Annotated in this window: 36 protein-coding genes; all 36 read left to right on the forward strand. The window is 46.9% G+C overall.

Going from position 1 to position 23800, the window contains the following annotated elements:
- The first annotated feature begins 6 nt into the window (after nucleotides 1-6).
- Nucleotides 7-3606, forward strand: coding sequence for a DNA-directed RNA polymerase subunit beta' (rpoC, locus tag KNQ07_RS13340; protein ID WP_012369002.1), 3600 nt, complete (start codon nucleotides 7-9; stop codon nucleotides 3604-3606).
- Nucleotides 3607-3686: 80 nt separating this feature from the next.
- Nucleotides 3687-3938, forward strand: coding sequence for a ribosomal L7Ae/L30e/S12e/Gadd45 family protein (locus tag KNQ07_RS13345; RefSeq protein ID WP_012369003.1), 252 nt, complete (start codon nucleotides 3687-3689; stop codon nucleotides 3936-3938).
- Nucleotides 3939-4063: 125 nt separating this feature from the next.
- Entirely contained in the window at nucleotides 4064-4486 is a 423-nt protein-coding gene (gene rpsL, locus KNQ07_RS13350; RefSeq protein WP_012369004.1) for a 30S ribosomal protein S12, read from the forward strand.
- Nucleotides 4487-4535: 49 nt separating this feature from the next.
- On the forward strand, nucleotides 4536-5006 hold the full coding sequence (rpsG, locus tag KNQ07_RS13355) for a 30S ribosomal protein S7 (protein WP_012369005.1): 471 nt from the start codon (nucleotides 4536-4538) through the stop codon (nucleotides 5004-5006).
- A 124-nt stretch (nucleotides 5007-5130) separates the two neighbouring features.
- Complete coding sequence (gene fusA / locus KNQ07_RS13360; RefSeq protein WP_012369006.1) at nucleotides 5131-7209, forward strand: elongation factor G; 2079 nt, start codon at nucleotides 5131-5133, stop codon at nucleotides 7207-7209.
- A gap of 117 nt (nucleotides 7210-7326) precedes the next feature.
- Nucleotides 7327-8514, forward strand: coding sequence for an elongation factor Tu (tuf, locus tag KNQ07_RS13365; RefSeq protein ID WP_026834301.1), 1188 nt, complete (start codon nucleotides 7327-7329; stop codon nucleotides 8512-8514).
- A 318-nt stretch (nucleotides 8515-8832) separates the two neighbouring features.
- Nucleotides 8833-9141 carry a 30S ribosomal protein S10 gene (rpsJ, locus tag KNQ07_RS13370; RefSeq protein WP_012369008.1) on the forward strand — a complete coding sequence of 103 codons (309 nt, stop codon included), beginning with the start codon at nucleotides 8833-8835 and terminating at the stop codon, nucleotides 9139-9141.
- Nucleotides 9142-9209: 68 nt separating this feature from the next.
- Complete coding sequence (gene rplC, locus KNQ07_RS13375; protein WP_012369009.1) at nucleotides 9210-9836, forward strand: 50S ribosomal protein L3; 627 nt, start codon at nucleotides 9210-9212, stop codon at nucleotides 9834-9836.
- Between the two features lie 29 nt (nucleotides 9837-9865).
- On the forward strand, nucleotides 9866-10489 hold the full coding sequence (gene rplD / locus KNQ07_RS13380; RefSeq protein WP_012369010.1) for a 50S ribosomal protein L4: 624 nt from the start codon (nucleotides 9866-9868) through the stop codon (nucleotides 10487-10489).
- Entirely contained in the window at nucleotides 10489-10773 is a 285-nt protein-coding gene (gene rplW / locus KNQ07_RS13385; protein ID WP_012369011.1) for a 50S ribosomal protein L23, read from the forward strand. Before rplD ends, rplW begins: the two co-directional genes overlap by 1 nt.
- 32 nt (nucleotides 10774-10805) lie before the next feature.
- Nucleotides 10806-11636 carry a 50S ribosomal protein L2 gene (gene rplB / locus KNQ07_RS13390; protein WP_012369012.1) on the forward strand — a complete coding sequence of 277 codons (831 nt, stop codon included), beginning with the start codon at nucleotides 10806-10808 and terminating at the stop codon, nucleotides 11634-11636.
- 63 nt (nucleotides 11637-11699) lie between these two features.
- On the forward strand, nucleotides 11700-11978 hold the full coding sequence (gene rpsS, locus KNQ07_RS13395; RefSeq protein WP_012369013.1) for a 30S ribosomal protein S19: 279 nt from the start codon (nucleotides 11700-11702) through the stop codon (nucleotides 11976-11978).
- 20 nt (nucleotides 11979-11998) lie between these two features.
- Nucleotides 11999-12331 (forward strand): 50S ribosomal protein L22, encoded by a 333-nt coding sequence (gene rplV / locus KNQ07_RS13400; protein ID WP_012369014.1) that lies wholly within the window; start codon nucleotides 11999-12001, stop codon nucleotides 12329-12331.
- A 12-nt stretch (nucleotides 12332-12343) separates the two neighbouring features.
- Nucleotides 12344-13000 (forward strand): 30S ribosomal protein S3, encoded by a 657-nt coding sequence (gene rpsC, locus KNQ07_RS13405; protein WP_012369015.1) that lies wholly within the window; start codon nucleotides 12344-12346, stop codon nucleotides 12998-13000.
- 33 nt (nucleotides 13001-13033) lie between these two features.
- The gene (gene rplP / locus KNQ07_RS13410; protein WP_012369016.1) at nucleotides 13034-13471 is read left to right on the forward strand and encodes a 50S ribosomal protein L16; all 438 of its coding nucleotides are present in this window, start codon (nucleotides 13034-13036) and stop codon (nucleotides 13469-13471) included.
- Complete coding sequence (rpmC, locus tag KNQ07_RS13415; RefSeq protein WP_012369017.1) at nucleotides 13458-13661, forward strand: 50S ribosomal protein L29; 204 nt, start codon at nucleotides 13458-13460, stop codon at nucleotides 13659-13661. The genes rplP and rpmC overlap by 14 nt, the downstream gene beginning before the upstream one ends.
- A 31-nt stretch (nucleotides 13662-13692) precedes the next feature.
- Nucleotides 13693-13956 (forward strand): 30S ribosomal protein S17, encoded by a 264-nt coding sequence (gene rpsQ / locus KNQ07_RS13420; protein ID WP_012369018.1) that lies wholly within the window; start codon nucleotides 13693-13695, stop codon nucleotides 13954-13956.
- Nucleotides 13957-14004: 48 nt separating this feature from the next.
- On the forward strand, nucleotides 14005-14373 hold the full coding sequence (gene rplN / locus KNQ07_RS13425; RefSeq protein ID WP_012369019.1) for a 50S ribosomal protein L14: 369 nt from the start codon (nucleotides 14005-14007) through the stop codon (nucleotides 14371-14373).
- Nucleotides 14374-14407: 34 nt separating this feature from the next.
- Nucleotides 14408-14719 (forward strand): 50S ribosomal protein L24, encoded by a 312-nt coding sequence (gene rplX / locus KNQ07_RS13430; RefSeq protein ID WP_012369020.1) that lies wholly within the window; start codon nucleotides 14408-14410, stop codon nucleotides 14717-14719.
- Between the two features lie 31 nt (nucleotides 14720-14750).
- The gene (gene rplE, locus KNQ07_RS13435; RefSeq protein ID WP_012369021.1) at nucleotides 14751-15290 is read left to right on the forward strand and encodes a 50S ribosomal protein L5; all 540 of its coding nucleotides are present in this window, start codon (nucleotides 14751-14753) and stop codon (nucleotides 15288-15290) included.
- Between the two features lie 14 nt (nucleotides 15291-15304).
- Nucleotides 15305-15574 (forward strand): 30S ribosomal protein S14, encoded by a 270-nt coding sequence (gene rpsN, locus KNQ07_RS13440; RefSeq protein ID WP_012369022.1) that lies wholly within the window; start codon nucleotides 15305-15307, stop codon nucleotides 15572-15574.
- Nucleotides 15575-15605: 31 nt separating this feature from the next.
- Nucleotides 15606-16004, forward strand: coding sequence for a 30S ribosomal protein S8 (rpsH, locus tag KNQ07_RS13445; protein ID WP_012369023.1), 399 nt, complete (start codon nucleotides 15606-15608; stop codon nucleotides 16002-16004).
- Between the two features lie 31 nt (nucleotides 16005-16035).
- Nucleotides 16036-16572, forward strand: a complete 537-nt coding sequence (gene rplF, locus KNQ07_RS13450; RefSeq protein WP_012369024.1) for a 50S ribosomal protein L6 — start codon at nucleotides 16036-16038, stop codon at nucleotides 16570-16572.
- A gap of 37 nt (nucleotides 16573-16609) precedes the next feature.
- The gene (gene rplR, locus KNQ07_RS13455; RefSeq protein WP_012369025.1) at nucleotides 16610-16960 is read left to right on the forward strand and encodes a 50S ribosomal protein L18; all 351 of its coding nucleotides are present in this window, start codon (nucleotides 16610-16612) and stop codon (nucleotides 16958-16960) included.
- 22 nt (nucleotides 16961-16982) lie between these two features.
- Nucleotides 16983-17483, forward strand: coding sequence for a 30S ribosomal protein S5 (gene rpsE / locus KNQ07_RS13460; RefSeq protein ID WP_012369026.1), 501 nt, complete (start codon nucleotides 16983-16985; stop codon nucleotides 17481-17483).
- Between the two features lie 18 nt (nucleotides 17484-17501).
- Nucleotides 17502-17687 carry a 50S ribosomal protein L30 gene (gene rpmD, locus KNQ07_RS13465; protein ID WP_012369027.1) on the forward strand — a complete coding sequence of 62 codons (186 nt, stop codon included), beginning with the start codon at nucleotides 17502-17504 and terminating at the stop codon, nucleotides 17685-17687.
- Nucleotides 17688-17723: 36 nt separating this feature from the next.
- Nucleotides 17724-18164, forward strand: coding sequence for a 50S ribosomal protein L15 (gene rplO / locus KNQ07_RS13470; RefSeq protein ID WP_012369028.1), 441 nt, complete (start codon nucleotides 17724-17726; stop codon nucleotides 18162-18164).
- Nucleotides 18164-19453, forward strand: a complete 1290-nt coding sequence (gene secY, locus KNQ07_RS13475) for a preprotein translocase subunit SecY (protein ID WP_012369029.1) — start codon at nucleotides 18164-18166, stop codon at nucleotides 19451-19453. Before rplO ends, secY begins: the two co-directional genes overlap by 1 nt.
- 72 nt (nucleotides 19454-19525) lie before the next feature.
- The gene (locus KNQ07_RS13480) at nucleotides 19526-20173 is read left to right on the forward strand and encodes an adenylate kinase (RefSeq protein ID WP_012369030.1); all 648 of its coding nucleotides are present in this window, start codon (nucleotides 19526-19528) and stop codon (nucleotides 20171-20173) included.
- Entirely contained in the window at nucleotides 20173-20925 is a 753-nt protein-coding gene (map, locus tag KNQ07_RS13485) for a type I methionyl aminopeptidase (protein ID WP_012369031.1), read from the forward strand. The genes KNQ07_RS13480 and map overlap by 1 nt, the downstream gene beginning before the upstream one ends.
- 150 nt (nucleotides 20926-21075) lie before the next feature.
- Nucleotides 21076-21294 carry a translation initiation factor IF-1 gene (infA, locus tag KNQ07_RS13490; protein WP_012369032.1) on the forward strand — a complete coding sequence of 73 codons (219 nt, stop codon included), beginning with the start codon at nucleotides 21076-21078 and terminating at the stop codon, nucleotides 21292-21294.
- Nucleotides 21295-21327: 33 nt separating this feature from the next.
- Nucleotides 21328-21441 (forward strand): 50S ribosomal protein L36, encoded by a 114-nt coding sequence (gene rpmJ, locus KNQ07_RS13495; protein ID WP_003156543.1) that lies wholly within the window; start codon nucleotides 21328-21330, stop codon nucleotides 21439-21441.
- 20 nt (nucleotides 21442-21461) lie between these two features.
- Complete coding sequence (gene rpsM / locus KNQ07_RS13500) at nucleotides 21462-21827, forward strand: 30S ribosomal protein S13 (protein WP_012369033.1); 366 nt, start codon at nucleotides 21462-21464, stop codon at nucleotides 21825-21827.
- Nucleotides 21828-21843: 16 nt separating this feature from the next.
- Nucleotides 21844-22239 carry a 30S ribosomal protein S11 gene (gene rpsK / locus KNQ07_RS13505; RefSeq protein WP_012369034.1) on the forward strand — a complete coding sequence of 132 codons (396 nt, stop codon included), beginning with the start codon at nucleotides 21844-21846 and terminating at the stop codon, nucleotides 22237-22239.
- A gap of 137 nt (nucleotides 22240-22376) precedes the next feature.
- Nucleotides 22377-23321, forward strand: coding sequence for a DNA-directed RNA polymerase subunit alpha (locus KNQ07_RS13510; RefSeq protein WP_012369035.1), 945 nt, complete (start codon nucleotides 22377-22379; stop codon nucleotides 23319-23321).
- 33 nt (nucleotides 23322-23354) lie between these two features.
- Complete coding sequence (gene rplQ, locus KNQ07_RS13515; protein WP_012369036.1) at nucleotides 23355-23726, forward strand: 50S ribosomal protein L17; 372 nt, start codon at nucleotides 23355-23357, stop codon at nucleotides 23724-23726.
- Nucleotides 23727-23800 lie beyond the last annotated feature (74 nt).

A 23800-nucleotide genomic window follows, 5' to 3' on the forward strand; every position in this document is an offset into this window, starting at 1 on the left:
CACCCCTTGGTAGATGTTAATAGATTTGAATATATGAAAATCGGCCTCGCTTCCCCTGAAAAGATCCGTTCGTGGTCTTTCGGGGAAGTGAAGAAGCCGGAAACGATCAACTATCGTACGCTCAAGCCAGAGAAAGACGGCTTGTTCTGTGAACGGATTTTTGGTCCGACCAAAGACTGGGAATGTTACTGCGGAAAATACAAACGGATCCGTTATAAAGGAATCATTTGTGACCGTTGTGGCGTTGAAGTAACGAAGTCGAAAGTCCGTCGTGAGCGCATGGGTCACATTGAACTTGCAGCACCGGTTTCGCACATCTGGTACTTTAAAGGAATCCCAAGTCGTATGGGTCTCGTCCTTGATATGTCACCGCGCGCACTCGAAGAGATCATCTACTTCGCGTCGTACGTCGTGACAGATCCGGGCGAATCGACACTCGAGAAAAAACAACTTCTTTCAGAAAAAGAGTACCGCGCTTACCGCGAGAAATTCGGTAGTTCGTTTACCGCTGAAATGGGTGCGGAAGCTGTTCGTAAATTGCTCCGTGACGTTGAACTCGAAAAAGAAGTAGCCGGTTTACGTGAAGATCTTCGAATGATTCAAGGACAACGTCGTACACGTGCGATCAAACGTCTTGAAGTCCTCGATGCTTTCCGTAACTCAGGCAACAACCCGGAGTGGATGGTTCTGGAAGTACTTCCTGTCATCCCGCCGGAACTCCGTCCGATGGTCCAGCTTGATGGTGGACGTTTCGCGACATCTGACTTAAACGACTTATACCGTCGTGTCATCAACCGTAACAACCGTCTCAAGCGTCTTCTTGACCTTGGCGCTCCGAACATCATCGTTCAGAACGAAAAACGGATGTTGCAAGAAGCGGTCGATGCCTTGATCGATAACGGTCGTCGCGGTCGTCCGGTTACTGGACCGGGTAACCGTCCATTGAAATCTCTTTCGCACATGCTGAAAGGGAAACAAGGACGTTTCCGTCAAAACTTACTCGGTAAACGAGTCGACTATTCTGGTCGTTCGGTTATCGTCGTTGGTCCAAACCTGAAGATGTATCAATGTGGTCTTCCGAAAGAAATGGCCCTTGAACTCTTCAAACCGTTTGTCATGAAAGAGCTTGTCTCACGTGGCATCGCACCGAACATCAAGAGTGCAAAACGGAAAATCGAACGTGTTCAACCTGAAATTTGGGACGTATTAGAAGAAGTCATCCGTGAGCACCCGGTTCTCTTGAATCGTGCCCCGACGCTTCACCGTCTCGGTATCCAGGCGTTCGAACCGACACTCGTCGAAGGTCGCGCGATTCGCCTTCACCCGCTCGTATGTACGGCTTACAACGCCGATTTCGATGGTGACCAAATGGCGGTTCACGTACCACTTTCAGCAGAAGCACAAGCAGAAGCACGTCTTCTCATGCTCGCTGCACAAAACATCTTGAACCCGAAAGACGGTAAGCCTGTTGTTACACCATCGCAGGATATGGTCCTCGGTAACTACTACCTGACGCTTGAACGTGAAAACGCAATCGGCGAAGGGAAAATCTTCTCGACGGTGAACGAAGCGTTGATTGCCTACCAAAATGGGTATGTCCACTTCCACACACGTGTTGCGATTCCAGCCGGCGTTCTGAAGAACCCGACATTCACGGAAGCACAAAACGAGAAATTATTGGTTACGACGGTCGGTAAGTTGATCTTCAACGAGATCCTCCCAACGACGTTCCCATACTTGAATGAACCATCGATGAACAATCTGCAGGAAGCAACGCCTGATCAGTACTTCCTTGAAAAAGGAACGGACATCGCGGCTGAAATCAAGAGCCGTCCGATCATCGAGCCATTCAAAAAAGGATTCCTCGGAAATGTCATCGCGGAAGTCTTCAAGCGTTTTGAAACGACTGAAACAAGCCGCATGCTTGACCGAATGAAAAACCTTGGTTTCAAACACTCGACACGTGCGGGTATTACGGTTGGTATCGCTGATATCATCGTACTTCCGGATAAACAGGAAATTCTGGTCGAGGCACAAGATAATGTTGACCGCGTTATGAAATCGTACCGTCGTGGTCTCATCACGGAAGAAGAGCGCTATGAGCGTGTCGTTAAATCGTGGAATGACGCGAAGGATGAAATTCAGTCTCGTCTGATGAAATCCCTCAACCGTTTGAACCCGATCTTCATGATGAGTGACTCCGGTGCCCGTGGTAACGCGTCAAACTTTACGCAGCTTGCAGGGATGCGTGGACTCATGGCCGCTCCAAGTGGACGGATCATCGAGCTCCCGATCAAATCTTCGTTCCGTGAGGGTCTGACGGTTCAGGAATACTTCATCTCGACGCACGGTGCCCGTAAAGGTCTTGCCGATACAGCCTTGAAGACTGCCGATTCAGGTTACCTGACTCGTCGTCTCGTTGACGTCGCGCAAGATGTTATCATTCGTGAAGATGATTGTGGTACGGATCGTGGTATCCGCGTCACAGCACTCCGCGAAGGAACGGAAGAAATCGAAAACCTCTACGACCGCCTTGTCGGCCGTACGGCGTTCGAAAAAGTCGTTCACCCGGAAACAGGAGCAGTCCTCGTTTCAACAAACGAACTCATCGACGAAGATATCGCGCGTGCGATTACCGACGCAGGCATCGACAACGTTGAGATTCGTACAGCCTTCACTTGTAATACAAGTCACGGCGTCTGTAAGAAATGTTACGGACGTAACCTTGCGACTGGTAACGACGTCGAAGTTGGCGAAGCAGTCGGAATCATCGCGGCACAATCAATCGGTGAGCCAGGAACGCAGCTTACAATGCGTACCTTCCACACAGGTGGGGTTGCCGGAGACGATATCACACAAGGTCTCCCGCGTATCCAGGAGTTGTTCGAGGCCCGTAACCCGAAAGGTCAAGCGGTCATCTCGGAAATCGATGGACAAGTCATCGACTTTACAGAGTCGCGTGATAAGCGTGAGTTGACGATTCAAGGTCTGAGCGAAACACGGACATACACGATTCCTTTCGGATCACGTCTTCGTGTTCAACTCGGTGAAGAAGTCAAAGCCGGACAAGTGTTCACGGAAGGTTCAATCGACCCGAAAGAACTCTTGAACGTCAAAGGTGTATCAGGCGTACAGAACTATCTTCTTCAAGAAGTTCAAAAAGTATACCGGATGCAAGGGGTTGAGATCGGTGACAAGCACGTCGAGGTCATGGTACGTCAGATGATCCGTCGCGTCCGCGTCATCGAGTCTGGTGAGACATCACTCTTACCAGGTTCGCTAGTCGATATCAGCACATTCAAAGAAGCATGTAAAGAAGCGCTCCGTGCCGGTAAAGCACTCGCTTCGGCTAAACCAGTTCTCCTCGGTATTACAAAAGCGTCGCTTGAGACGGATTCGTTCCTATCAGCTGCTTCGTTCCAGGAAACTACTCGTGTCCTTACGGATGCGGCGATTAAAGGGAAGAGCGACTACCTTCGCGGCTTGAAAGAGAACGTTATTATCGGTAAACTTGTTCCAGCTGGTACAGGAATGACACGTTACCGTCAAATCGGTCTCGAGATCGCAGGCGAAGCACCTGTAGAAGCAGATTCTCCTGTAGAATAAAACGCCTTGACACGCCGGTATGGCGGTGCTACTATGATATAGTGTTGCCAACCGGCTGTGTTATTTTGGAGGATATCTTCATGTCTTACAAAAAAGTAGTCGGCGCAGATTTGAAGTTTGTCGGTCAAAAGCAAACGCTCAAAGCATTGCGATCTGGCAAGGCGTCGGAAGTGATCATCGCAGATGACGCAGATGAACACGTAAAGCAAGCATTGCTCGATGCGGCGAAACAAGCAAACGTTCCAGTCGTGAACGTTCCTTCTAAGCTTGAGCTTGGTAAGGCTTGTGGAATCGACGTTGCAGCAACTGCTGTTGCTATTAAGAAAGTTTGATAATACGTTTTGTGTGGCGATGGAATGCCTGAGCCACGCAAAACGTTTCATTATGACTTTCGATGAACCACCCGGCTCGGTGGTTTTGAAACTTGTCATGAATTCAGGAAGGGAGGATCTCAAAGATGCCTACTATCAACCAATTAGTCCGTAAAGGACGTCAATCAAAAGTTGTGAAATCAGATTCGCCAGCGCTGAACAAAGGGTACAACAGCTTTATCAAAGCTCGTACTGACATCAGCTCACCACAAAAACGTGGTGTTTGTACTCGTGTAGGTACAATGACTCCGAAGAAACCGAACTCGGCTCTTCGTAAGTACGCACGTGTGCGTTTAACGAACACAATGGAAGTAACAGCTTACATCCCAGGTATCGGCCACAACTTGCAAGAACACAGTGTTGTTCTTATTCGCGGCGGTCGCGTAAAAGACTTACCAGGGGTACGTTACCACATCGTTCGTGGTGCACTCGATACAGCTGGAGTTGACGGCCGTATGCAAGGTCGTTCGAAATATGGTACTAAACGTCCAAAAGCAGCAAAAAAATAATCTAGATATCAGAAGATATCACCTCACTATATGAAAGGAGGGACTCGGAATGCCACGTAAAGGTCAAGTAGAACGCCGTGATGTAATGGCTGATCCGATCTACAACTCTAAACTCGTTACCCGCCTTATCAACCGTCTTATGTTAGATGGTAAAAAAGGTACTGCTCAACAAATCTTATACAAAGCTTTTGAAGCTATCGCTGAACGTTCAGGTCGCGATGCAATGGAAGTTTTTGAAGAGGCGATGAACAACATCATGCCAGTTCTTGAAGTTAAAGCACGCCGCGTAGGTGGAGCTAACTATCAAGTTCCTGTCGAAGTCCGCCCTGAGCGCCGTACGACACTTGCACTTCGTTACCTCGTGAACTACTCACGTCTCCGTAACGAAAAAACAATGGATGCTCGTCTTGCTAACGAAATCATGGACGCTGCAAACAACACTGGTGCTTCAGTTAAGAAGCGCGAAGATATGCACAAAATGGCGGAAGCGAACAAAGCGTTTGCTCACTACCGCTGGTAAAACCGGAATTAACCACCTCATCTATGCCATTTTGTATGGAAATATGAGGTGGCTTTCGGGTATAGTCATGACGTGTGGCAACGCACGGACACTAAACTAAAATGCGAAAGGAGAATGTTTAAAGATGGCAAGAGAATTCTCCCTTAAGAACACCCGTAATATCGGGATCATGGCCCACATCGATGCTGGTAAAACAACAACGACTGAGCGTATCCTCTATTACACGGGTCGTATCCACAAGATTGGTGAAACGCACGAAGGTGCTTCACAAATGGACTGGATGGAGCAAGAGCAAGAGCGTGGAATCACGATTACATCTGCAGCAACAACTGCACAATGGAAAGGTAACCGCGTAAACATCATCGATACACCTGGACACGTAGACTTCACTGTTGAAGTTGAACGTTCACTCCGTGTACTTGATGGTGCGGTAGCAGTACTTGATGCACAGTCTGGTGTTGAGCCACAAACTGAGACAGTATGGCGCCAAGCTACAACTTACGGCGTACCACGTATCGTTTTCGTTAACAAAATGGATAAAATCGGTGCAGACTTCCTGTACTCGGTTGGAACGCTTCGCGACCGCCTTCAAGCTAACGCACACGCAATCCAAATCCCAATCGGCGCAGAAGATGAATTCAAAGGAATCATCGATCTCGTTGAAAAGAAAACATACATGTACGGTAACGACCTCGGTACTGATATCGAAGAAACTGAAGGTTTCCCTGCAGAATTCGCAGAAGAAGCTGAAGAACTTCGTGCATCATTAATCGAAGCAGTTGCAGATTACGAAGAAGAAATGATGATGAAATACCTCGAGGGCGAGGAAATCACAATTGAAGAGCTTAAAGCGGGTATCCGTAAAGCGACTCTTACAGTTGATTTCTACCCAGTTCTCGTTGGTTCGGCATTCAAGAACAAAGGTGTTCAGCTTATGCTTGACGCAGTCCTTGACTACCTCCCATCACCAGTCGACGTAAAAGCAATCACAGGGATTAACATGGATACAGATGAAGAGATCGTTCGTGAGTCAACTGACGAAGCGCCATTCTCTGCACTTGCATTCAAAGTTATGACTGACCCATATGTTGGTAAATTGACGTTCTTCCGTGTGTACTCTGGTACAGCTTCGGCAGGATCTTATGTCAAGAACTCAACAAAAGGGAAACGTGAGCGTCTCGGACGTATCCTTCAAATGCACGCGAACAGCCGTGAGGAGATCCCAATGGTCTTCGCTGGTGACATCGCAGCAGCTGTAGGTCTTAAAGATACTACTACTGGAGATACGCTTTGTGCAGAGAAAGACAACGTCGTTCTCGAATCAATGACATTCCCAGAACCAGTTATCTCGGTCGCGATCGAACCAAAAACGAAAGCTGACCAAGATAAAATGGGTCAAGCACTCGCTAAGCTTGCTGAAGAGGATCCAACTTTCCGCACTGAAACTAACCCAGAGACTGGTCAAACGATCATCTCAGGTATGGGTGAGCTTCACCTCGACATCATCGTTGACCGTATGCGTCGCGAGTTCAAAGTCGAAGCAAACGTTGGTGCTCCACAAGTAGCTTACCGTGAAACGATCCGCCAATCGGCGAAAATCGATTCTAAGTTTGCTCGTCAATCAGGTGGTCGTGGTCAGTATGGTCACGTCGTCGTAGAATTCGAGCCAAACGAAGAAGGTGCTGGCTTTGAGTTCAACAACAAAATCGTCGGTGGTGTTGTTCCACGTGAATACATCCCAGCGGTTGAACACGGAATCGAAGAAGCGCTTCAAAACGGTATCCTTGCTGGTTATCCAGTAGTTGACGTTAAAGCGGCACTCGTTTTCGGATCGTACCACGATGTCGACTCGAACGAGATGGCATTTAAAATCGCGGCTTCAATGGCCGTCAAACAACTTAAAGATAAGAGCGGCGCTGTTATCCTTGAGCCAATGATGAAAGTTGAAATCGTTATCCCAGATGAATACATGGGAGACATCATGGGTGATGTTACATCACGCCGTGGACGCGTTGAAGGTATGGAAGCTCGCGGGAACGCTCAAGTCGTTCGTTCGATGATTCCACTTTCAGAGATGTTCGGTTACGCTACTGGTCTTCGTTCACGCACACAAGGTCGCGGAACGTACTCGATGCACTTCGATCACTACGAAGAAGTACCGAAATCAGTTGCTGAAGAAATCATCAAAAAAGCAAACGGCTAATCCTTCACAGGTTGTCACGCTTTTATGATTAGTGTAAGCTAAGGAAGGTGTACGTTATTCGACGATTCACCTTCCTAGTTATAAAATATTATTAGACACATAGAGGAGGAATTCAGAATGGGTAAAGAAAAATTCGACCGTTCTAAACCGCACGTTAACGTTGGTACAATTGGCCACGTCGACCACGGTAAAACAACTTTAACAGCAGCTATCTCAGCTGTACTTGCAAAAGCACAAGGTAAAGCTGCAACTAAGTTTGACCAAATCGATGGTGCTCCAGAAGAGCGCGAGCGCGGTATCACTATCGCAACAGCTCACATCGAGTACGAAACAGAAAAACGCCACTATGCACACGTTGACTGCCCAGGTCACGCTGACTATGTTAAAAACATGATCACTGGTGCTGCACAAATGGACGGCGCGATCCTCGTTGTTTCTGCAACTGATGGTCCAATGCCACAAACACGTGAGCACATCTTGCTTTCACGTCAAGTAGGTGTTCCTTTCATCGTAGTATTCATGAACAAAGTCGACATGGTTGACGACGAAGAGCTTCTTGAACTCGTTGAAATGGAAATCCGCGAACTTCTTTCTGAGTACGACTTCCCAGGCGATGACCTCCCAGTTATCCAAGGATCTGCTCTCGGCGCGCTTAACGGCGAAGCTAAATGGGAAGAAAAAATCATGGAACTCATGACAGCTGTTGATGAGTACATCCCTGAGCCAACTCGTGACACTGAAAAAGACTTCATGATGCCAGTTGAGGATGTTTTCTCAATCACTGGTCGTGGTACAGTTGCTACTGGCCGCGTTGAGCGTGGAGTTCTTAAAGTCAACGACGAAGTTGAAATCGTTGGTCTTCACGAAGAAACTAAAAAATCAGTATGTACTGGTGTAGAGATGTTCCGTAAGCTTCTTGACTATGCTGAAGCTGGCGACAACATCGGAGCACTTCTCCGTGGTGTATCACGTGACGACATCGAGCGTGGACAAGTTCTCGCGAAACCAAACACAATCACACCGCACAAAACTTTCAAAGCGCAAGTTTACATCCTTTCAAAAGAAGAGGGTGGCCGTCACACGCCATTCTTCGGTAACTACCGTCCACAGTTCTACTTCCGTACAACTGACGTAACTGGTATGTGCCAACTTCCTGAAGGAACTGAAATGGTAATGCCTGGGGACAACATCGAATTGACTGTTGAACTCATCGCGCCAATCGCTCTTGAAAAAGAAACTCGTTTCTCAATCCGTGAAGGTGGCCGTACAGTAGGCGCTGGATCAGTTACAGAAATCGTTGAGTAATTTTTAAGATTTAAAGGTCTTCCGTCTCCCGTGACGGAAGGCCTTTTTTCATTTCTTTGAAAACAGTCTTGCAACATGGTCAGACATCTTATATACTGAGGAAAGTGTTTGTGCGAGTGGTGAGAGACTTGAAAACAAATTCTATTTTTATTTTACTTGCATTCCTGCTTGGAATTAAGTAAACTAGGATATGTTGGTCACAAACACAACGCGATGAAGCGGGAGGTTATGACACACCAGGCGGCATTGCCATGGCTAGTGTGGAAATTTCCGCGGAGAATGTCTATTTACAAAATAGGCGAAAAGGAGGGAAACAACATGGCAAATGAAAAAATTCGGATCCGTTTGAAAGCATACGATCACCGCGTGCTTGATCAATCGGCTGAGAAAATTGTCGAAACAGCAAAACGTTCTGGTGCTACTGTATCTGGTCCGATCCCACTCCCAACGGAGAAAGCGATCTACACAGTACTTCGTGCCGTTCACAAGTACAAAGATGCTCGTGAGCAGTTCGAAATGCGTACACACAAACGTTTGATCGACATCGTTAACCCAACACCGAAAACAGTTGATGCGCTTATGCGTCTTGAACTTCCATCGGGCGTTGACATCGAAATCAAACTTTAATTTTTCTTCTATAAATAGTTGATACTAGCCAGAAGATCAAAATCATTCAATATTAGGAGGTGTATCTCATGGCTAAAGGAATCTTAGGAACTAAACTCGGTATGACACAAATCTTCAACGAGTCAGGCGAAGTAGTACCAGTTACTGTCGTTTCAGTAGAAGGTAACGTTGTTCTTCAATTGAAGACAATGGAAGTGGACGGTTACGAAGCAGTCCAACTCGGCTTTGGTGATATCAAAGAAGGTCGTCAAAACAAACCGCAAAAAGGTCACGCAGCGAAAGCTAGTGCGACACCTAAGCGCTTCATTAAAGAAATCCGTACATCTGTAACAGATTTCGAAATCGGTCAAGAGATTAAAGCAGATACTTTCGCTGCAGGCGAAATGGTTGATGTAACAGGTACGTCGAAAGGTAAAGGTTTCGCTGGAGCAATCAAGCGTCACAACCAATCACGTGGTCCAATGGCTCACGGTTCGCGTTACCACCGTCGCCCAGGTTCAATGGGTCCTGTCGCTCCAAACCGTGTATTCAAAGGGAAATTGCTCCCAGGACGCATGGGTGGAGAGCAAGTCACTGTTCAAAACCTTGAAATCGTAAAAGTTGATGTAGAACGCGGCTTACTCCTCGTCAAGGGTGCTATCCCAGGCGCACGTAAGAGCCAAGTTGTCGTCAAAACTGCGGTAAAAGGCAACTAATTTGTTTGCAAGGAAAGGAGGAATAACGAATGCCTAAAGTAGCTTTGCTTAACCAAACAGGTACACAAGTTGGAGACATCGAGTTGGCAGATGCCGTTTTCGGAATCGAGCCAAACGAAGCAGTCGTATACGATGCAATCGTCATGCAACAAGCTTCACGTCGCCAAGGTACACATGATACAAAAGGTCGCTCGGAAGTTCGCGGTGGCGGCCGTAAACCATGGAAACAAAAAGGTACTGGTCGTGCACGCCAAGGTTCGATCCGTTCGCCACAATGGGTTGGCGGTGGAACAGTCTTCGGTCCAACACCACGTTCGTACGCTTATAAACTTCCTAAAAAGGTTCGTCGTCTCGCATTACGTTCAGCACTTTCTTCGAAAGTCGCTAACAACGAGTTCATCGTTCTTGAAGGATTGACAATCGATGCTCCGAAAACGAAAGACATGATTTCGGTCTTCGCTGCTCTTTCAATCGAACGTAAAGTCCTCGTCGTTACTGCTGATTACAACGAGACAGTCGTTCTTTCAACACGCAACATTCCTGGTGTCACAGTCGTTGACGCTGCTGGAGTAAACGTCCTTGATCTTGTCGCACACGACAAAGTCATCTTCACGAAGGATGCTGTTGCGAGAGTAGAGGAGGTGCTTGCATAATGGCAAACGCACACGACATTATCAAACGTCCTGTAATTACTGAACGCTCAGTGAACCAAATGGCTGAGAAAAAGTACACGTTCGAAGTAGACGTAAAGGCATCTAAGACACAAATCAAAGATGCAGTTGAAGCGATCTTCGGCGTTAAAGTTGAAAAAATCAACACACTTATCTCAAAACCAAAAGCAAAACGCGTAGGTCGTCACGCTGGTTACACAGCACGCCGCAAAAAAGCGGTCGTCACGCTTACTGCAGATAGCAAAGAACTCGATTACCTCGGTTAATCGGTACTCTGTAGAAAAGGAGGGAACTCTCGATGGGAATTAAAAAGTTTAAACCGACCACTAACGGTCGTCGTAATATGACTGCGCTTGACTTTGCTGAGATTACGGCTTCACGTCCTGAAAAATCGTTAACTGAAAAGCTTTCGAAAAAGGGCGGACGTAACAACCAAGGTCGCTTGACAGTACGTCACCAAGGTGGCGGACACAAACGTAAATACCGTATCATCGACTTCAAACGGAACAAGGATGGCATCGCTGGCCGTATCGCTACAATTGAGTACGATCCGAACCGCTCTGCAAACATCGCTCTTGTCCACTACATCGATGGTGAAAAACGCTACATCCTCGCACCTAAAGGATTGAAAGTTGACATGCAAGTCATGTCAGGAGTTGAGGCTGACATTAAAGTCGGTAACGCTCTTCCACTTTCAAACATCCCAGTTGGTACATTGATCCACAACATCGAACTTAAGCCAGGTAAAGGTGGTCAGCTCGTTCGTTCAGCTGGTACTTCTGCTCAGCTTCTCGGTAAAGATGGTAAATACGCGATCGTTCGTCTCCAATCAGGCGAAACACGTATGATCCTTGCTACTTGCCGTGCAACAGTCGGCGCTGTCGGTAATGAAGAGCACGAGCTCGTCAATATCGGTAAAGCTGGTCGTTCACGCTGGCTCGGAAAACGTCCTACAGTTCGTGGTTCTGTAATGAACCCAGTTGATCACCCGCACGGTGGTGGTGAAGGACGTGCTCCAATCGGTCGTTCGGGCCCACTTACTCCTTGGGGTAAACCGGCACTCGGATACAAAACTCGTAAGAAAAACAAAGCGAGCGATAAATATATCGTCCGTCGTTCTAAAAAATAATTACGTGATTTCTGAACGGTTCGCAGGAACCGTTCCTGAATCATGCCAAAGGGAGGTACAACTATGGGTCGCAGCTTGAAAAAAGGTCCATTTGCAGATCACCATTTGCTCGCTAAGGTTGACAAAGCCAACGAAGCTGGTGACAAGCATGTTATCAAAACTTGGTCACGCCGTTCTACAATCTTCCCAGAGTTCATCGGTCACACGATCGCTGTCTACGATGGTCGTAAACACGTACCGGTTTACGTGACAGAAGATATGGTCGGTCACAAACTTGGTGAATTCGCGCCAACACGTTCTTACAAAGGACATGCTGGAAACGATAAGAAGACTAAACGTTAATCTGAGGGGAGGTACTCATTATGCAATCAAAAGCATCGGCTAATATGGTTCGCATTGCTCCTCGTAAGGCACGTCTAGTAGTAGACTTAATCCGCGGGAAGCAAATCGGTGAAGCACTTTCGATTCTTGCTTACACGAACAAGGCAGCAACGCCAATCGTTGAGAAAGTATTGAAATCGGCAATCGCGAACGCTGAGCACAACTTCGACATGAACATCGAAAACCTCGTAGTAACAGAGGCTTACGTCAACGAAGGTCCAACGCTCAAACGTTTCCGCCCACGTGCAATGGGTCGCGCAAGCCGCATCAACAAACGTACGAGCCACGTTCACATCGTGGTATCTGAAAAATAAGGAGGGATTACCGTGGGTCAGAAGATTAACCCAACTGGTCTTCGCGTAGGTATCATCAAAGACTGGGAATCACGTTGGTTCGCAGATAAAGACTATGCTGATCTCCTTCATGAAGACTACGTAGTTCGTGAATATATCGAAAAACGTCTTAAAGACGCTAGTGTCTCTAAAGTTGAAATCGAGCGCGCAGCAAACCGCTTGAACATTTCACTTCACACTGCTAAACCTGGTATGGTTATCGGTAAAGGCGGTTCTGAAATCGAAACGCTTCGTACAGACATCACTAACCTTGCAAAAGGCAAACGCGTTCACGTTAACGTCGTTGAAGTGAAAAACCCGGATGCAGTTGCTAAACTTGTCGCTGAGAACATCGCACGCCAACTTGAAGGCCGTGTATCGTTCCGTCGTGCAATGAAGCAATCAATCCAACGCTCTATGCGTTCAGGTATCAAAGGAATCAAGACTGAAGTTTCTGGTCGTCTTGGCGGCGCTGATATCGCTCGTTCAGAGAAGTATTCAGAAGGAACAGTTCCACTTCATACACTCCGTGCAGACATCGATTACGGTACTGCTGAAGCTGATACAACTTACGGCAAAATTGGCGTAAAAGTATGGCTCCACCACGGTGAAGTGCTTCCTACGAAAAAAGCAGCATCTAACGAACAATAATCCACATCCGTCTAGGGAAGGAGGCAACACAACATGTTGTTACCAAAACGTGTAAAATATCGTCGTGTTCACCGCGGCAACATGCGTGGTAAAGCGAAACGTGGTACTACAGTACACTTCGGCGAGTTCGGTATCCAAGCTCAAGAAGCTAGCTGGATCACTAGCCGTCAAATCGAATCAGCGCGTATCGCGATGACTCGTTATATGAAACGTGGTGGTAAAGTGTGGATCAAGATTTTCCCACATAAACCATACACTAAAAAACCTCTTGAAGTCCGAATGGGTTCAGGTAAAGGTGCTCCGGAGGGCTGGGTTGCAGTCGTCAAACCGGGGAAAGTAATGTTTGAAATCGCAGGAGTATCGGAAGAGATCGCACGCGAAGCTCTCCGTCTTGCATCACACAAACTTCCAGTAAAATGTAAGTTCGTAAAACGTGAAGAAAATGGTGGTGATACGAATGAAAGCAACTGATCTCCGTCAGCAAACTACAGAAGAGCTCAACGGTAAAGTCGGTTCGTGGAAAGAAGAGTTGTTCAACCTTCGTTTCCAACTTGCGACTGGTCAGCTTGAGAACCCTGCTCGTATCCGTGAAGTGCGCAAGTCGATTGCACGCGCGAAAACCGTTCTTCGTGAACGCGAACTCGGCATCAACAACGCATAATTCACTCGGATTCTGAGAGGAGGAACACTCAATGGAACGCACTAACAACCGCAAAGTGTTAACTGGACGCGTCGTATCTGACAAAATGGATAAAACGATCGTAGTTACAGTTGAGACTAAAGTAAAGCACAAGCTCTACGGCAAACGCGTAAACTACTCTAAGAAGTACAAAACGCATGATGAAAACAACACAGCTAAAATCGGTGACGTTGTACGCATTCAAGAAACACGTCCACTTTCTAAAGACAAACGTTTCCGTCTCGTAGAAGTCGTCGAAAAAGCAGTAATCATCTAAACTCTAATTAGTTCGGATGAATAAACATCCGGAGGGAGGTACAATCGTATGATTCAACAAGAATCTCGCTTGAAAGTAGCAGACAACTCAGGAGCTCGTGAAGTCTTGACGATCAAAGTCCTCGGTGGATCTGGTCGCAAAACTGCTAACATCGGTGACGTAATTGTTTGCACAGTTAAACAAGCAACACCAGGTGGCGTTGTCAAAAAAGGTGAAGTTGTACGCGCAGTAGTCGTTCGTACTAAACGTGGCGTTCGTCGTAAAGACGGTTCGTACATCCGTTTTGACGAAAATGCAGCAGTCATCATCAAAGATGATAAAAGCCCACGTGGCACACGTATCTTCGGACCAGTCGCACGCGAACTTCGTGAAAAAGACTTCATGAAGATCGTCTCGTTGGCACCGGAAGTACTTTAATTCCAAAGAATTCCTACAAGGAGGTGCTCTAACGATGCATGTCAAAAAAGGTGATAAAGTTCAGGTTATGACTGGTAAAGATAAAGGCAAACAAGGTGTTGTCCTTACTGCTATGCCTAAAAAAGATCGCGTTATCGTCGAAGGCGTTAACATGATCAAAAAACACTCAAAACCTTCTCAACTCAACCCGCAAGGCGGAATTGTCGAGAAAGAAGCACCGATTCACGTATCGAACGTTATGCTCATCGACCCTAAGACAGGAAACCCAACACGCGTTGGTTTCACTGTGGTTGACGGCAAGAAAGTACGTATCGCTAAAAAATCGGGCGAAGCTTTAGATAAATAAGAAGATTTAAAGAAAGGAGGTCCACTTTCTGATGAACCGTTTAAAAGCTAAATACCAAGACGAAATCGTCAAAGTAATGATGGAGAAATTCAACTATACTTCTGTAATGCAAGCGCCGAAAGTCGATAAGATCGTAATCAACATGGGTGTTGGTGACGCTGTTACGAACACGAAAGCACTTGACATGGCAGTCGAAGAGCTTCAGCTCCTCACTGGTCAGAAGCCACTCATCACGAAAGCTAAGAAATCAATCGCTGGTTTCAAACTTCGTGAAGGTATGCCAATCGGCGCGAAGGTAACACTTCGTGGAGAGCGCATGTATGAGTTCCTCGACAAGTTGATCAACGTGTCACTTCCACGTGTACGTGACTTCCGTGGTGTATCGAAGAAATCATTCGATGGCCGTGGTAACTACACGCTAGGCGTGAAGGAACAATTGATCTTCCCAGAGATCGACTACGATCGCGTATCTAAAGTCCGTGGTATGGACATCGTTATCGTTACAACTGCTAATACGGATGAAGAGTCACGTGAGCTTCTCACAGCACTCGGCATGCCATTCCAAAAATAAGGGAGGCCGCACACATGGCTAAGAAATCAATGATCGCACGTGAAGTAAAACGCCAAGCACTCGTCGAGCGCTACGCTGAACAACGCGCAGAATTGAAAGCACAAGGCGACTACATCGGCTTGAGCAAACTCCCACGTAACTCTTCAGCGGTTCGTTTACACAACCGTTGCAGTATCACTGGCCGTCCACACGGTTACATTGGTAAATTCGGTATCAGCCGTATTAAGTTCCGTGATCTTGCTCATAAAGGTCAAATCCCTGGTGTTAAAAAAGCAAGCTGGTAATTCATTAAAGTTGTGAAAGGAGGTACATCGCATGGTTATGACAGATCCGATTGCAGATATGCTTACACGCATTCGTAATGCAAACATGGTTCGCCATGAGAAGTTGGAAATGCCAGCTTCTACAATCAAACGTGAAGTCGCTGAAATCCTCAAACGTGAAGGTTTCATCCGCGATGTTGAATATCTCGAGGACAGCAAACAAGGTACGCTCCGCGTATTCCTTAAGTACGGCGCAAGCAACGAACGCGTCATCACTGGACTCAAACGTATCTCGAAACCAGGTCTTCGCGTTTACGCGAAAGCTGATGAAATCCCGAAAGTACTCGGTGGTCTCGGAATCGCTATCGTTTCAACATCTAAAGGTGTTATGACAGACAAAGAAGCTCGCCAACAAAAAGTCGGCGGCGAAGTGATCGCATACATCTGGTAATTCACGCATAAAAAGAACGGAGGTGTCTTAAATGTCACGTATTGGTAAAAAGCCAGTCGTTATCCCAGCAGGCGTTACAGTAACAGTTGAAAACAGCACAGTTACGGTAAAAGGTCCTAAAGGTGAACTCACTCGTGAGTTCAACCCGACTATGGCTATCAACGTAGAAGGTAATGAATTGACTGTCACTCGTCCAAACGACGAGAAAGCTAACCGTACAATCCACGGAACGACTCGTGCGCTTATCGCGAACATGGTCGAAGGTGTAAACAACGGTTTCGCTAAGACACTCGATATCCAAGGTGTTGGTTACCGTGCTCAAAAGCAAGGTAACAAAATCGTACTCAACCTCGGTTATTCACACCCAATCGAGTACACTCCGGAACAAGGCATTGAAGTCGAAGTTCCTACGAATACGCAAATCATCGTCCGCGGAATCAGCAAAGAGCGTGTTGGACACGTTGCTGCATTGATCCGTTCGTACCGTCAGCCTGAGCCGTACAAAGGTAAAGGAATTCGTTACAGTGATGAAGTCGTCCGTCGTAAAGAAGGTAAAACAGGTAAGTAATTCGTTAAGACGAATTGACCGGAAAGGAGTGGCATAAATGATCTCAAAGGCAAACAAAAATGCTACGCGTAAAAAGCGTCATGGTCGTGTACGTCGTACAATCATCGGGACTGCAGCTCGTCCACGTTTGAATGTATTCCGTTCGAACAAGAACATTTACGTACAAGTCATTGACGATGCAACACATGCAACACTCGCATCTGCATCATCACTCGACCTTGAAAAAGGCAACACGACTGACGCTGCATCAGCAGTTGGTAAGCTTGCAGCTGAACGCGCTCTTGAAAAAGGTATTGAAACAGTCGTTTTCGACCGTGGAGGATACCTCTATCATGGACGTATTAAAGCAGTAGCTGAAGCAGCTCGTGAAGCTGGTCTCAAATTCTAATAGAAAAGGAGGGAACCTCTACATGCGCCAGTTAGAAATTAACATGGATCAACTCGAAGAACGCGTTGTTACTGTAAACCGCGTCGCGAAAGTAGTAAAAGGTGGCCGTCGCTTCCGTTTTGCTGCACTCGTCGTCGTAGGTGACAAGAATGGTCACGTAGGTTTCGGTACGGGTAAAGCTCAGGAAGTGCCTGAAGCGATCCGTAAAGCAATCGAAGATGCAAAGAAAAACATGGTTAACGTTCCAATCGTTAACACTACAATTCCACACGAAATCAACGGAATTTTCGGTGCAGGTCACGTCTTCTTGAAACCTGCTTCTGAAGGTACTGGAGTCATCGCTGGTGGCCCAGTTCGTGCGGTTCTCGAATTAGCGGGAATCAACGACATTCTTTCGAAATCACTTGGATCAAGCACTCCAATCAACATGGTTCGTGCGACTGTTAAAGGTCTCACTTCACTTAAACGTGCTGAAGACGTTGCGAAACTCCGCGGTAAAACCGTCGAAGAACTTCGCGGTTAAGAAAGGGAGGGAATACAGATGGCGAAACTCGCAGTTACCCTCACACGCAGCATGATCGGTCGTCCGGAGAACCAACGCGTTACTACTCGTACGCTTGGTCTCCGTAAGATGCACCAAACTGTTGTCGTACCTGACAACGCTGCTATGCGTGGGATGATTAACCACGTGTCACACTTATTGACAGTTAAAGAAATTCAAGAGTAATACGTTTGATATAATTTTATGAGGAGGTGCCCCACTATGAAACTCCATGAATTGAAACCAGCTGCTGGTTCACGTTCAGAACGCAACCGTGTAGGTCGCGGTATGTCTTCTGGTAACGGTAAGACTTCTGGCCGTGGTCACAAAGGTCAAAAAGCTCGTTCAGGCGGTGGTGTTCGTCCAGGTTTCGAAGGTGGACAAAACCCACTTTTCCGTCGTTTACCAAAACGCGGCTTCAACAACCCGACTCGTAAAGAGTTCGCGGTTATCAACCTTGACACACTTAACCGTTTTGAAGATGGAACGGAAGTAACACCAGAACTTCTTATCGAGACTCGCGCAGTCAAAGGTATGAAGGATGGCGTGAAGATCCTTTCTAACGGTAAGATTGAAAAGAAACTGACAGTAAAAGCTCACAAGTTCTCCGAAGCTGCGAAGCAAGCGATCGAAGCTGCCGGCGGTACGGTTGAGGTGATCTAATGTTTCAAGCGATCTCCAATATGTGGCGCGTAGCCGACATTCGTCGGCGCATTCTCTTTACCTTGGCTCTGATTATCGTGTTCCGTATCGGAGCACATATCCCGGTGCCGATGGTAAACACTGAAGTATTCAAGATCGACCAGAATGGTATTCTTGGTTTCTTGAATTCCTTCGGCGGGAATGCTTTGCAGAATTTCTCACTCTTTGCGATGGGAATCATGCCGTATATCACGGCCTCGATCGTTGTCCAACTCTTACAGATGGACGTTGTTCCAAAGTTTGCCGAATGGGCAAAACAAGGAGAGGCGGGCCGTAAGAAGTTAGCAACGGTAACGCGCTATGGAACGATCGTACTCGGCTTAGTCCAAGCGTTTGGAATCGCGCTTGGATTTAACCGTATCTACCCAGGTCTTGTCGATGAGCAATACGGCACCTGGACGTACGTTATGATTGCACTTGTTTTGACGGCGGGTACCGCATTCTTGATGTTCCTCGGTGAACTCATCACGGAGAAGGGCATTGGTAACGGGATATCAATGATCATCTTCGCTGGGATTGTCGCAGGCTTCCCGAACGCGTTCCGTCAGATCTACGAAACAAAGCTCCAAAATGCAGGGGATGCTTTGTTTGTCAATGTGCTTTATATCGTACTGTTGCTTTTAATCATCATCGCGGTCATCGTCGGAGTCATCTATGTGCAGCAAGCTGCCCGTAAGATTCCGATTCAGTACGCTAAGCGTACGGTGAACCGTGCACCAGTAGGCGGTCAATCGACACACTTGCCGATTAAACTGAATGCTGCTGGTGTTATCCCAGTTATCTTCGCTGTATCGTTCATGGTGACGCCACCAACGGTTGCAAGTTTCTTTGCAAGTCCGGAAAATGCGACGAAAATCCGTGACATTTTCGACTATACGAGTCCAATCGGTATGTCGATCTATGTGGCACTGATCATTGCATTTTCTTACTTCTATACATTCGTTCAGGTTAACCCGGAACAAATGGCAGAGAACCTTCAAAAGCAAGGCGGATACATTCCTGGTATTCGTCCTGGTAAGCAAACGGAACAGTACATCACGAAGATCCTGTACCGTCTGACATTCTTCGGCTCACTCTTCCTCGCTGTCATCGCGGTGACGCCAACGTTCTTTATTAAGTTCGCTGGTTTACCGAACTCGGTGCAGATTGGTGGAACAAGCCTATTGATCGTCATCGGTGTAGGTCTTGAGACGATGAAACAGATTGAAAGTCAACTGGTTAAACGACACTACAAAGGCTTTATCCGATAAGGCGGGAGGAAGGGGACCATCCCTTTCCTTTCTGTTGTGTCTATAGAGTCTATAGAAGTGGAGGCTACCGACATGAATCTTGTATTGATGGGCTTGCCGGGTGCTGGAAAAGGAACGCAGGCTGCGAAAATTATCGAAGACTACGCCATTCCACACATCTCGACAGGCGACATGTTCCGCGCGGCGATCAAAGATCAAACACCGCTCGGGCAGGAAGCGAAATCGTACATGGATAAAGGGGAACTCGTTCCGGACGAAGTCACAATCGGCATCGTACGTGAGCGTCTCGCCAAAGAAGACTGTGCCAATGGTTTTCTTCTTGACGGTTTCCCACGCACAGTGAAACAAGCGGATGCTCTTGAAGTATTGCTTGCGGATCTAAATAAACAAATCGATCACGTCGTTCACATCGGTGTGAACCCGGAGAAACTTGTCCCTCGTTTGACAGGCCGCCGGATTTGCCCGACATGTGGAGCAACGTATCATGTCATCTATAACCCACCAAAAGTGGAGGGTGTCTGTGATATCGACGGATCAGCACTTGTTCAACGTGAAGATGATCAAGAAGAAACGGTTCGCCGTCGTCTTGAAGTCAACGTCGCTCAAGCGCAACCTTTGATTGACTTTTACGCTGAAAAAGGGTATCTTCGTAATTTGGACGGTGATCGTCCGATTAATGAAGTTTATTCCGATGTTCAAGCACTTCTTGGTGGTCAGTAATGATCATTACGAAAGCGCCGCGTGAAATCGACATCATGCGTCAGGCAGGACAAATCGTCGCCCGGACGCATAAGGAGCTCAAAGCTCATATTCGTCCAGGGATCACAACGGGGCAACTCGATGCGATTGCTGAACGCTATATTCGAAGTCAAGGGGCAACACCATCGTTTAAAGGTTATAATGGGTTTACTGGCAGCATCTGTGCTTCAGTAAATGAAGAACTTGTCCATGGTATTCCGGGTGACCGCGTACTCCACGATGGAGACATCATCTCGATTGATATCGGGGCGGAGTATAACGGATATCACGGAGATTCAGCCTGGACATATCCGGTAGGTACAATCTCTGAAGAGACGAAGCGGTTACTTGACGTAACTGAAGAATCTCTGTATAAAGGATTGGAGCGCGCCAAAGCCGGCGTGCACCTGACAGATATTTCGCATGCGATTCAGTCACATGTTGAAGCAGCGAATTTTTCTGTAGTCCGCGAATATGTGGGCCACGGCGTGGGACAAAATTTGCATGAAGATCCGCAAATTCCACATTATGGACCACCGGGGAAAGGGCCGCGCCTGAAAACTGGCATGACCTTGGCGATTGAGCCAATGGTTAATGTCGGAAAACGCTATGTTCGCACGCTATCCGACAATTGGACGGTAGTGACAGTGGACGGTAGCATGTGCGCCCACTTTGAGCACACCATCGCCATCACAGACGAAGGCTACGAGATCTTAACGGTCGATGCAGAGTGAGCTGTGCGCGTTATTGGTGTCACCTTTCTATAAGCCGCTATCCACTCGTGTTTGTGACCGATGATTCTCTCACGGCTACTGTAGAAAGCCCCTAAGCGCTACAAATCGTCTGGGCTCCCAATCAACTTTATAGAGAAAGGGGTATAATTGATGGCGAAACAAGATGTAATCGAAGTGGAAGGTACGGTTATCGAACCGCTTCCAAACGCGATGTTTAAGGTGGAGTTAGAAAACGGCCACACGGTCCTCGCGCACGTCTCAGGAAAAATTCGGATGCACTTCATTCGGATCCTACCAGGAGATAAAGTAACGGTTGAGTTGTCACCATACGACTTGACTCGCGGACGGATCACATACCGTTTCAAATAAAAACTCCGATTTTTTCAGGAGGAGGTATTCACAATGAAAGTAAGACCTTCGGTTAAACCGATCTGTGAAAAATGTAAAGTTATCCGCCGTAAAGGCAAAGTAATGGTTATTTGCGAAAACCCTAAGCATAAACAAAAACAAGGGTAATTAAACAAGGAGGTGCACACATGGCACGTATTGCTGGTGTAGATATTCCACGTGAGAAACGCATCGTTATCTCACTCACTTACATCTATGGTGTTGGTAAAACAACTGCTCAGAAAGTCTTGAAAGAAGCTGGTATCTCTGAAGATACTCGTACTCGTGAATTGACTGAAGAACAACTCAACCAACTCCGTGATGGATTAGATAAAGTAAAAGTTGAGGGTGACCTTCGTCGTGAAATCTCACTCAACATCAAACGTTTGATCGAAATCGGTTGCTACCGTGGTGTTCGTCACCGTCGTGGTCTTCCAGTTCGTGGTCAAAACACTAAAAACAACTCGCGTACTCGTAAAGGCCCACGCCGTACAGTAGCGAACAAGAAGAAGTAAGGGAGGGTAAACTAAGATGGCAAAACGTAAACAGAATGTTCGTAGTAAACGTAAAGTCAAAAAGAATATTGAATCTGGTATCGTGCATATCCGTTCAACATTCAACAACACAATCGTTACGATCACTGACATGCAAGGGAATGCAATCTCTTGGGCAACTGCAGGTAACATGGGCTTCAAAGGCTCACGTAAATCTACTCCATTTGCTGCGCAACTCGCTTCAGAAACTGCTGCGAAAACAGCAATGGACAACGGTATGCGTACTGTAGAAGTTAACGTTAAAGGTCCTGGTGCAGGTCGTGAAGCTGCAATCCGTGCGCTCCAAGCAATCGGTCTTGAAGTAACAGCGATCCGTGACGTAACTCCAGTTCCGCACAACGGTTGCCGCCCTCCAAAACGTCGTCGCGTGTAACCCGTCTTGTACTGCAAAGCGGGAATTCGAGTAGACTTTTGTTGATCGTTTGACCAAGCAAGGCAGTAGAAACGTGCACAAGACGGTTGGCGATTGAACGCGATGGCCAACATGACGATATTCAAGGAGGGGTTCAGATGATCGAAATCGAAAAGCCGAAGATTGAAACGGTCGAATTAAGCGACAACGCTACGTTTGGTAAATTCGTGGTAGAACCGCTTGAGCGTGGATTCGGTACAACGCTTGGTAACTCATTGCGTCGTATCCTATTATCTTCACTTCCGGGTGCTGCAGTCACTGCAGTCCAAATCGATGGCGTTCTTCATGAGTTCTCGACGATTGATGGCGTTGTAGAAGACGTTACCCAAATCATCTTGAACCTCAAGAAACTCGCCCTCAAAGTTTACTCGGAAGAAGAGAAAACACTTGAGATCGATATTCAAGGCGCCGGCGTTGTTACTGCAGCGAACATTACGCATGACAGCGACGTCGAAATCCTCAACCCAGAACTCCACATTGCAACACTTGCAGAAGGTGCATCACTTCATATGCGTCTGACAGCTCGTCGCGGCCGTGGTTACGTTCAGGCTGAAGATAACAAACGGGACGATATGCCAATCGGCGTCATTCCAATTGATTCGATTTACACGCCAATTCAACGTGTAAACTATCAAGTTGAAAAAACACGTGTTGGTCAGGATGCGAGCTTCGATAAGTTGACGCTTGATGTTTGGACGGACGGTTCAATCCGCCCTGAAGAAGCAGTGTCGCTCGGTGCAAAAATCATGACAGAACACTTAAACATCTTTGTTGGTCTTACGGACGAAGCGCTCCATGCCGAAATCATGGTCGAAAAGGAAGAAGATCAAAAAGAAAAAGTACTTGAAATGACGATCGAAGAACTCGATCTTTCAGTTCGTTCGTACAACTGTTTGAAACGTGCCGGCATCAATACGGTTCAAGAACTCGCAAACAAGAGCGAAGACGAGATGATGAAAGTTCGTAACCTCGGACGTAAATCACTCGAAGAAGTTCAAGCGAAGCTCGATGAACTCGGACTGGGCCTACGTAAAGAAGACTAAAACTATTAATTGCACGAAGGAGGGAATCCATCCATGGCATACTCGAAATTAGGCCGTACAAGCTCACAACGTAAGGCACTTTTGCGTGACCTTGCGACTGATCTCATCATCAATGAGCGTATCCAAACTACAGAACAAAAAGCGAAGGAACTTCGTCCAGTCGTTGAGAAACTCATCACTTTAGGTAAACGCGGTGATCTCCACGCTCGTCGTCAAGTTGCATCGTTCGTTCGTCGCGAAGCTGCTGGTCAAAACGAAGCTGGTAAAACACAAGATGCAATCCAAAAGTTGTTTGCTGATGTGGCACCACGTTTTGCTGAGCGTCAAGGTGGTTACACACGTATCATGAAAATGGGACCACGTCGTGGTGACGGCGCAGAAATGGTCATCATCGAACTCGTTTAATTTTTAAATGATTCGAATAAAAGGGCAGTGCGTAACTCGCTTCTGCCCTTTTGTTACAAATGAAATTATTTTTG

The sequence above is a fragment of the Exiguobacterium sp. s145 genome (assembly GCF_018618835.1).
Lineage (GTDB): Bacteria > Bacillota > Bacilli > Exiguobacteriales > Exiguobacteriaceae > Exiguobacterium_A > Exiguobacterium_A artemiae.

Coding starts and splice junctions, on each gene's coding strand:
- KNQ07_RS13510 (WP_012369035.1), top strand. CDS start 22,377: ATGATCGAAATCGAAAAGCCGAAGATTGAAACGGTCGAATTAAGCGAC.
- rplR (WP_012369025.1), top strand. CDS start 16,610: ATGATCTCAAAGGCAAACAAAAATGCTACGCGTAAAAAGCGTCATGGT.
- rplD (WP_012369010.1), top strand. CDS start 9,866: ATGCCTAAAGTAGCTTTGCTTAACCAAACAGGTACACAAGTTGGAGAC.
- rpsM (WP_012369033.1), top strand. CDS start 21,462: ATGGCACGTATTGCTGGTGTAGATATTCCACGTGAGAAACGCATCGTT.
- fusA (WP_012369006.1), top strand. CDS start 5,131: ATGGCAAGAGAATTCTCCCTTAAGAACACCCGTAATATCGGGATCATG.
- secY (WP_012369029.1), top strand. CDS start 18,164: ATGTTTCAAGCGATCTCCAATATGTGGCGCGTAGCCGACATTCGTCGG.
- KNQ07_RS13480 (WP_012369030.1), top strand. CDS start 19,526: ATGAATCTTGTATTGATGGGCTTGCCGGGTGCTGGAAAAGGAACGCAG.
- rplC (WP_012369009.1), top strand. CDS start 9,210: ATGGCTAAAGGAATCTTAGGAACTAAACTCGGTATGACACAAATCTTC.
- rplW (WP_012369011.1), top strand. CDS start 10,489: ATGGCAAACGCACACGACATTATCAAACGTCCTGTAATTACTGAACGC.
- tuf (WP_026834301.1), top strand. CDS start 7,327: ATGGGTAAAGAAAAATTCGACCGTTCTAAACCGCACGTTAACGTTGGT.
- rpsQ (WP_012369018.1), top strand. CDS start 13,693: ATGGAACGCACTAACAACCGCAAAGTGTTAACTGGACGCGTCGTATCT.
- rplB (WP_012369012.1), top strand. CDS start 10,806: ATGGGAATTAAAAAGTTTAAACCGACCACTAACGGTCGTCGTAATATG.
- rplQ (WP_012369036.1), top strand. CDS start 23,355: ATGGCATACTCGAAATTAGGCCGTACAAGCTCACAACGTAAGGCACTT.
- rpsN (WP_012369022.1), top strand. CDS start 15,305: ATGGCTAAGAAATCAATGATCGCACGTGAAGTAAAACGCCAAGCACTC.
- rpsK (WP_012369034.1), top strand. CDS start 21,844: ATGGCAAAACGTAAACAGAATGTTCGTAGTAAACGTAAAGTCAAAAAG.
- rpsG (WP_012369005.1), top strand. CDS start 4,536: ATGCCACGTAAAGGTCAAGTAGAACGCCGTGATGTAATGGCTGATCCG.
- rplE (WP_012369021.1), top strand. CDS start 14,751: ATGAACCGTTTAAAAGCTAAATACCAAGACGAAATCGTCAAAGTAATG.
- rpsE (WP_012369026.1), top strand. CDS start 16,983: ATGCGCCAGTTAGAAATTAACATGGATCAACTCGAAGAACGCGTTGTT.
- rpmC (WP_012369017.1), top strand. CDS start 13,458: ATGAAAGCAACTGATCTCCGTCAGCAAACTACAGAAGAGCTCAACGGT.
- rplV (WP_012369014.1), top strand. CDS start 11,999: ATGCAATCAAAAGCATCGGCTAATATGGTTCGCATTGCTCCTCGTAAG.
- rplX (WP_012369020.1), top strand. CDS start 14,408: ATGCATGTCAAAAAAGGTGATAAAGTTCAGGTTATGACTGGTAAAGAT.
- rpsJ (WP_012369008.1), top strand. CDS start 8,833: ATGGCAAATGAAAAAATTCGGATCCGTTTGAAAGCATACGATCACCGC.
- KNQ07_RS13345 (WP_012369003.1), top strand. CDS start 3,687: ATGTCTTACAAAAAAGTAGTCGGCGCAGATTTGAAGTTTGTCGGTCAA.
- rplP (WP_012369016.1), top strand. CDS start 13,034: ATGTTGTTACCAAAACGTGTAAAATATCGTCGTGTTCACCGCGGCAAC.
- rpmD (WP_012369027.1), top strand. CDS start 17,502: ATGGCGAAACTCGCAGTTACCCTCACACGCAGCATGATCGGTCGTCCG.
- rplF (WP_012369024.1), top strand. CDS start 16,036: ATGTCACGTATTGGTAAAAAGCCAGTCGTTATCCCAGCAGGCGTTACA.
- rpmJ (WP_003156543.1), top strand. CDS start 21,328: ATGAAAGTAAGACCTTCGGTTAAACCGATCTGTGAAAAATGTAAAGTT.
- rpsS (WP_012369013.1), top strand. CDS start 11,700: ATGGGTCGCAGCTTGAAAAAAGGTCCATTTGCAGATCACCATTTGCTC.
- rpsL (WP_012369004.1), top strand. CDS start 4,064: ATGCCTACTATCAACCAATTAGTCCGTAAAGGACGTCAATCAAAAGTT.
- rplN (WP_012369019.1), top strand. CDS start 14,005: ATGATTCAACAAGAATCTCGCTTGAAAGTAGCAGACAACTCAGGAGCT.
- infA (WP_012369032.1), top strand. CDS start 21,076: ATGGCGAAACAAGATGTAATCGAAGTGGAAGGTACGGTTATCGAACCG.
- map (WP_012369031.1), top strand. CDS start 20,173: ATGATCATTACGAAAGCGCCGCGTGAAATCGACATCATGCGTCAGGCA.
- rpsH (WP_012369023.1), top strand. CDS start 15,606: ATGGTTATGACAGATCCGATTGCAGATATGCTTACACGCATTCGTAAT.
- rplO (WP_012369028.1), top strand. CDS start 17,724: ATGAAACTCCATGAATTGAAACCAGCTGCTGGTTCACGTTCAGAACGC.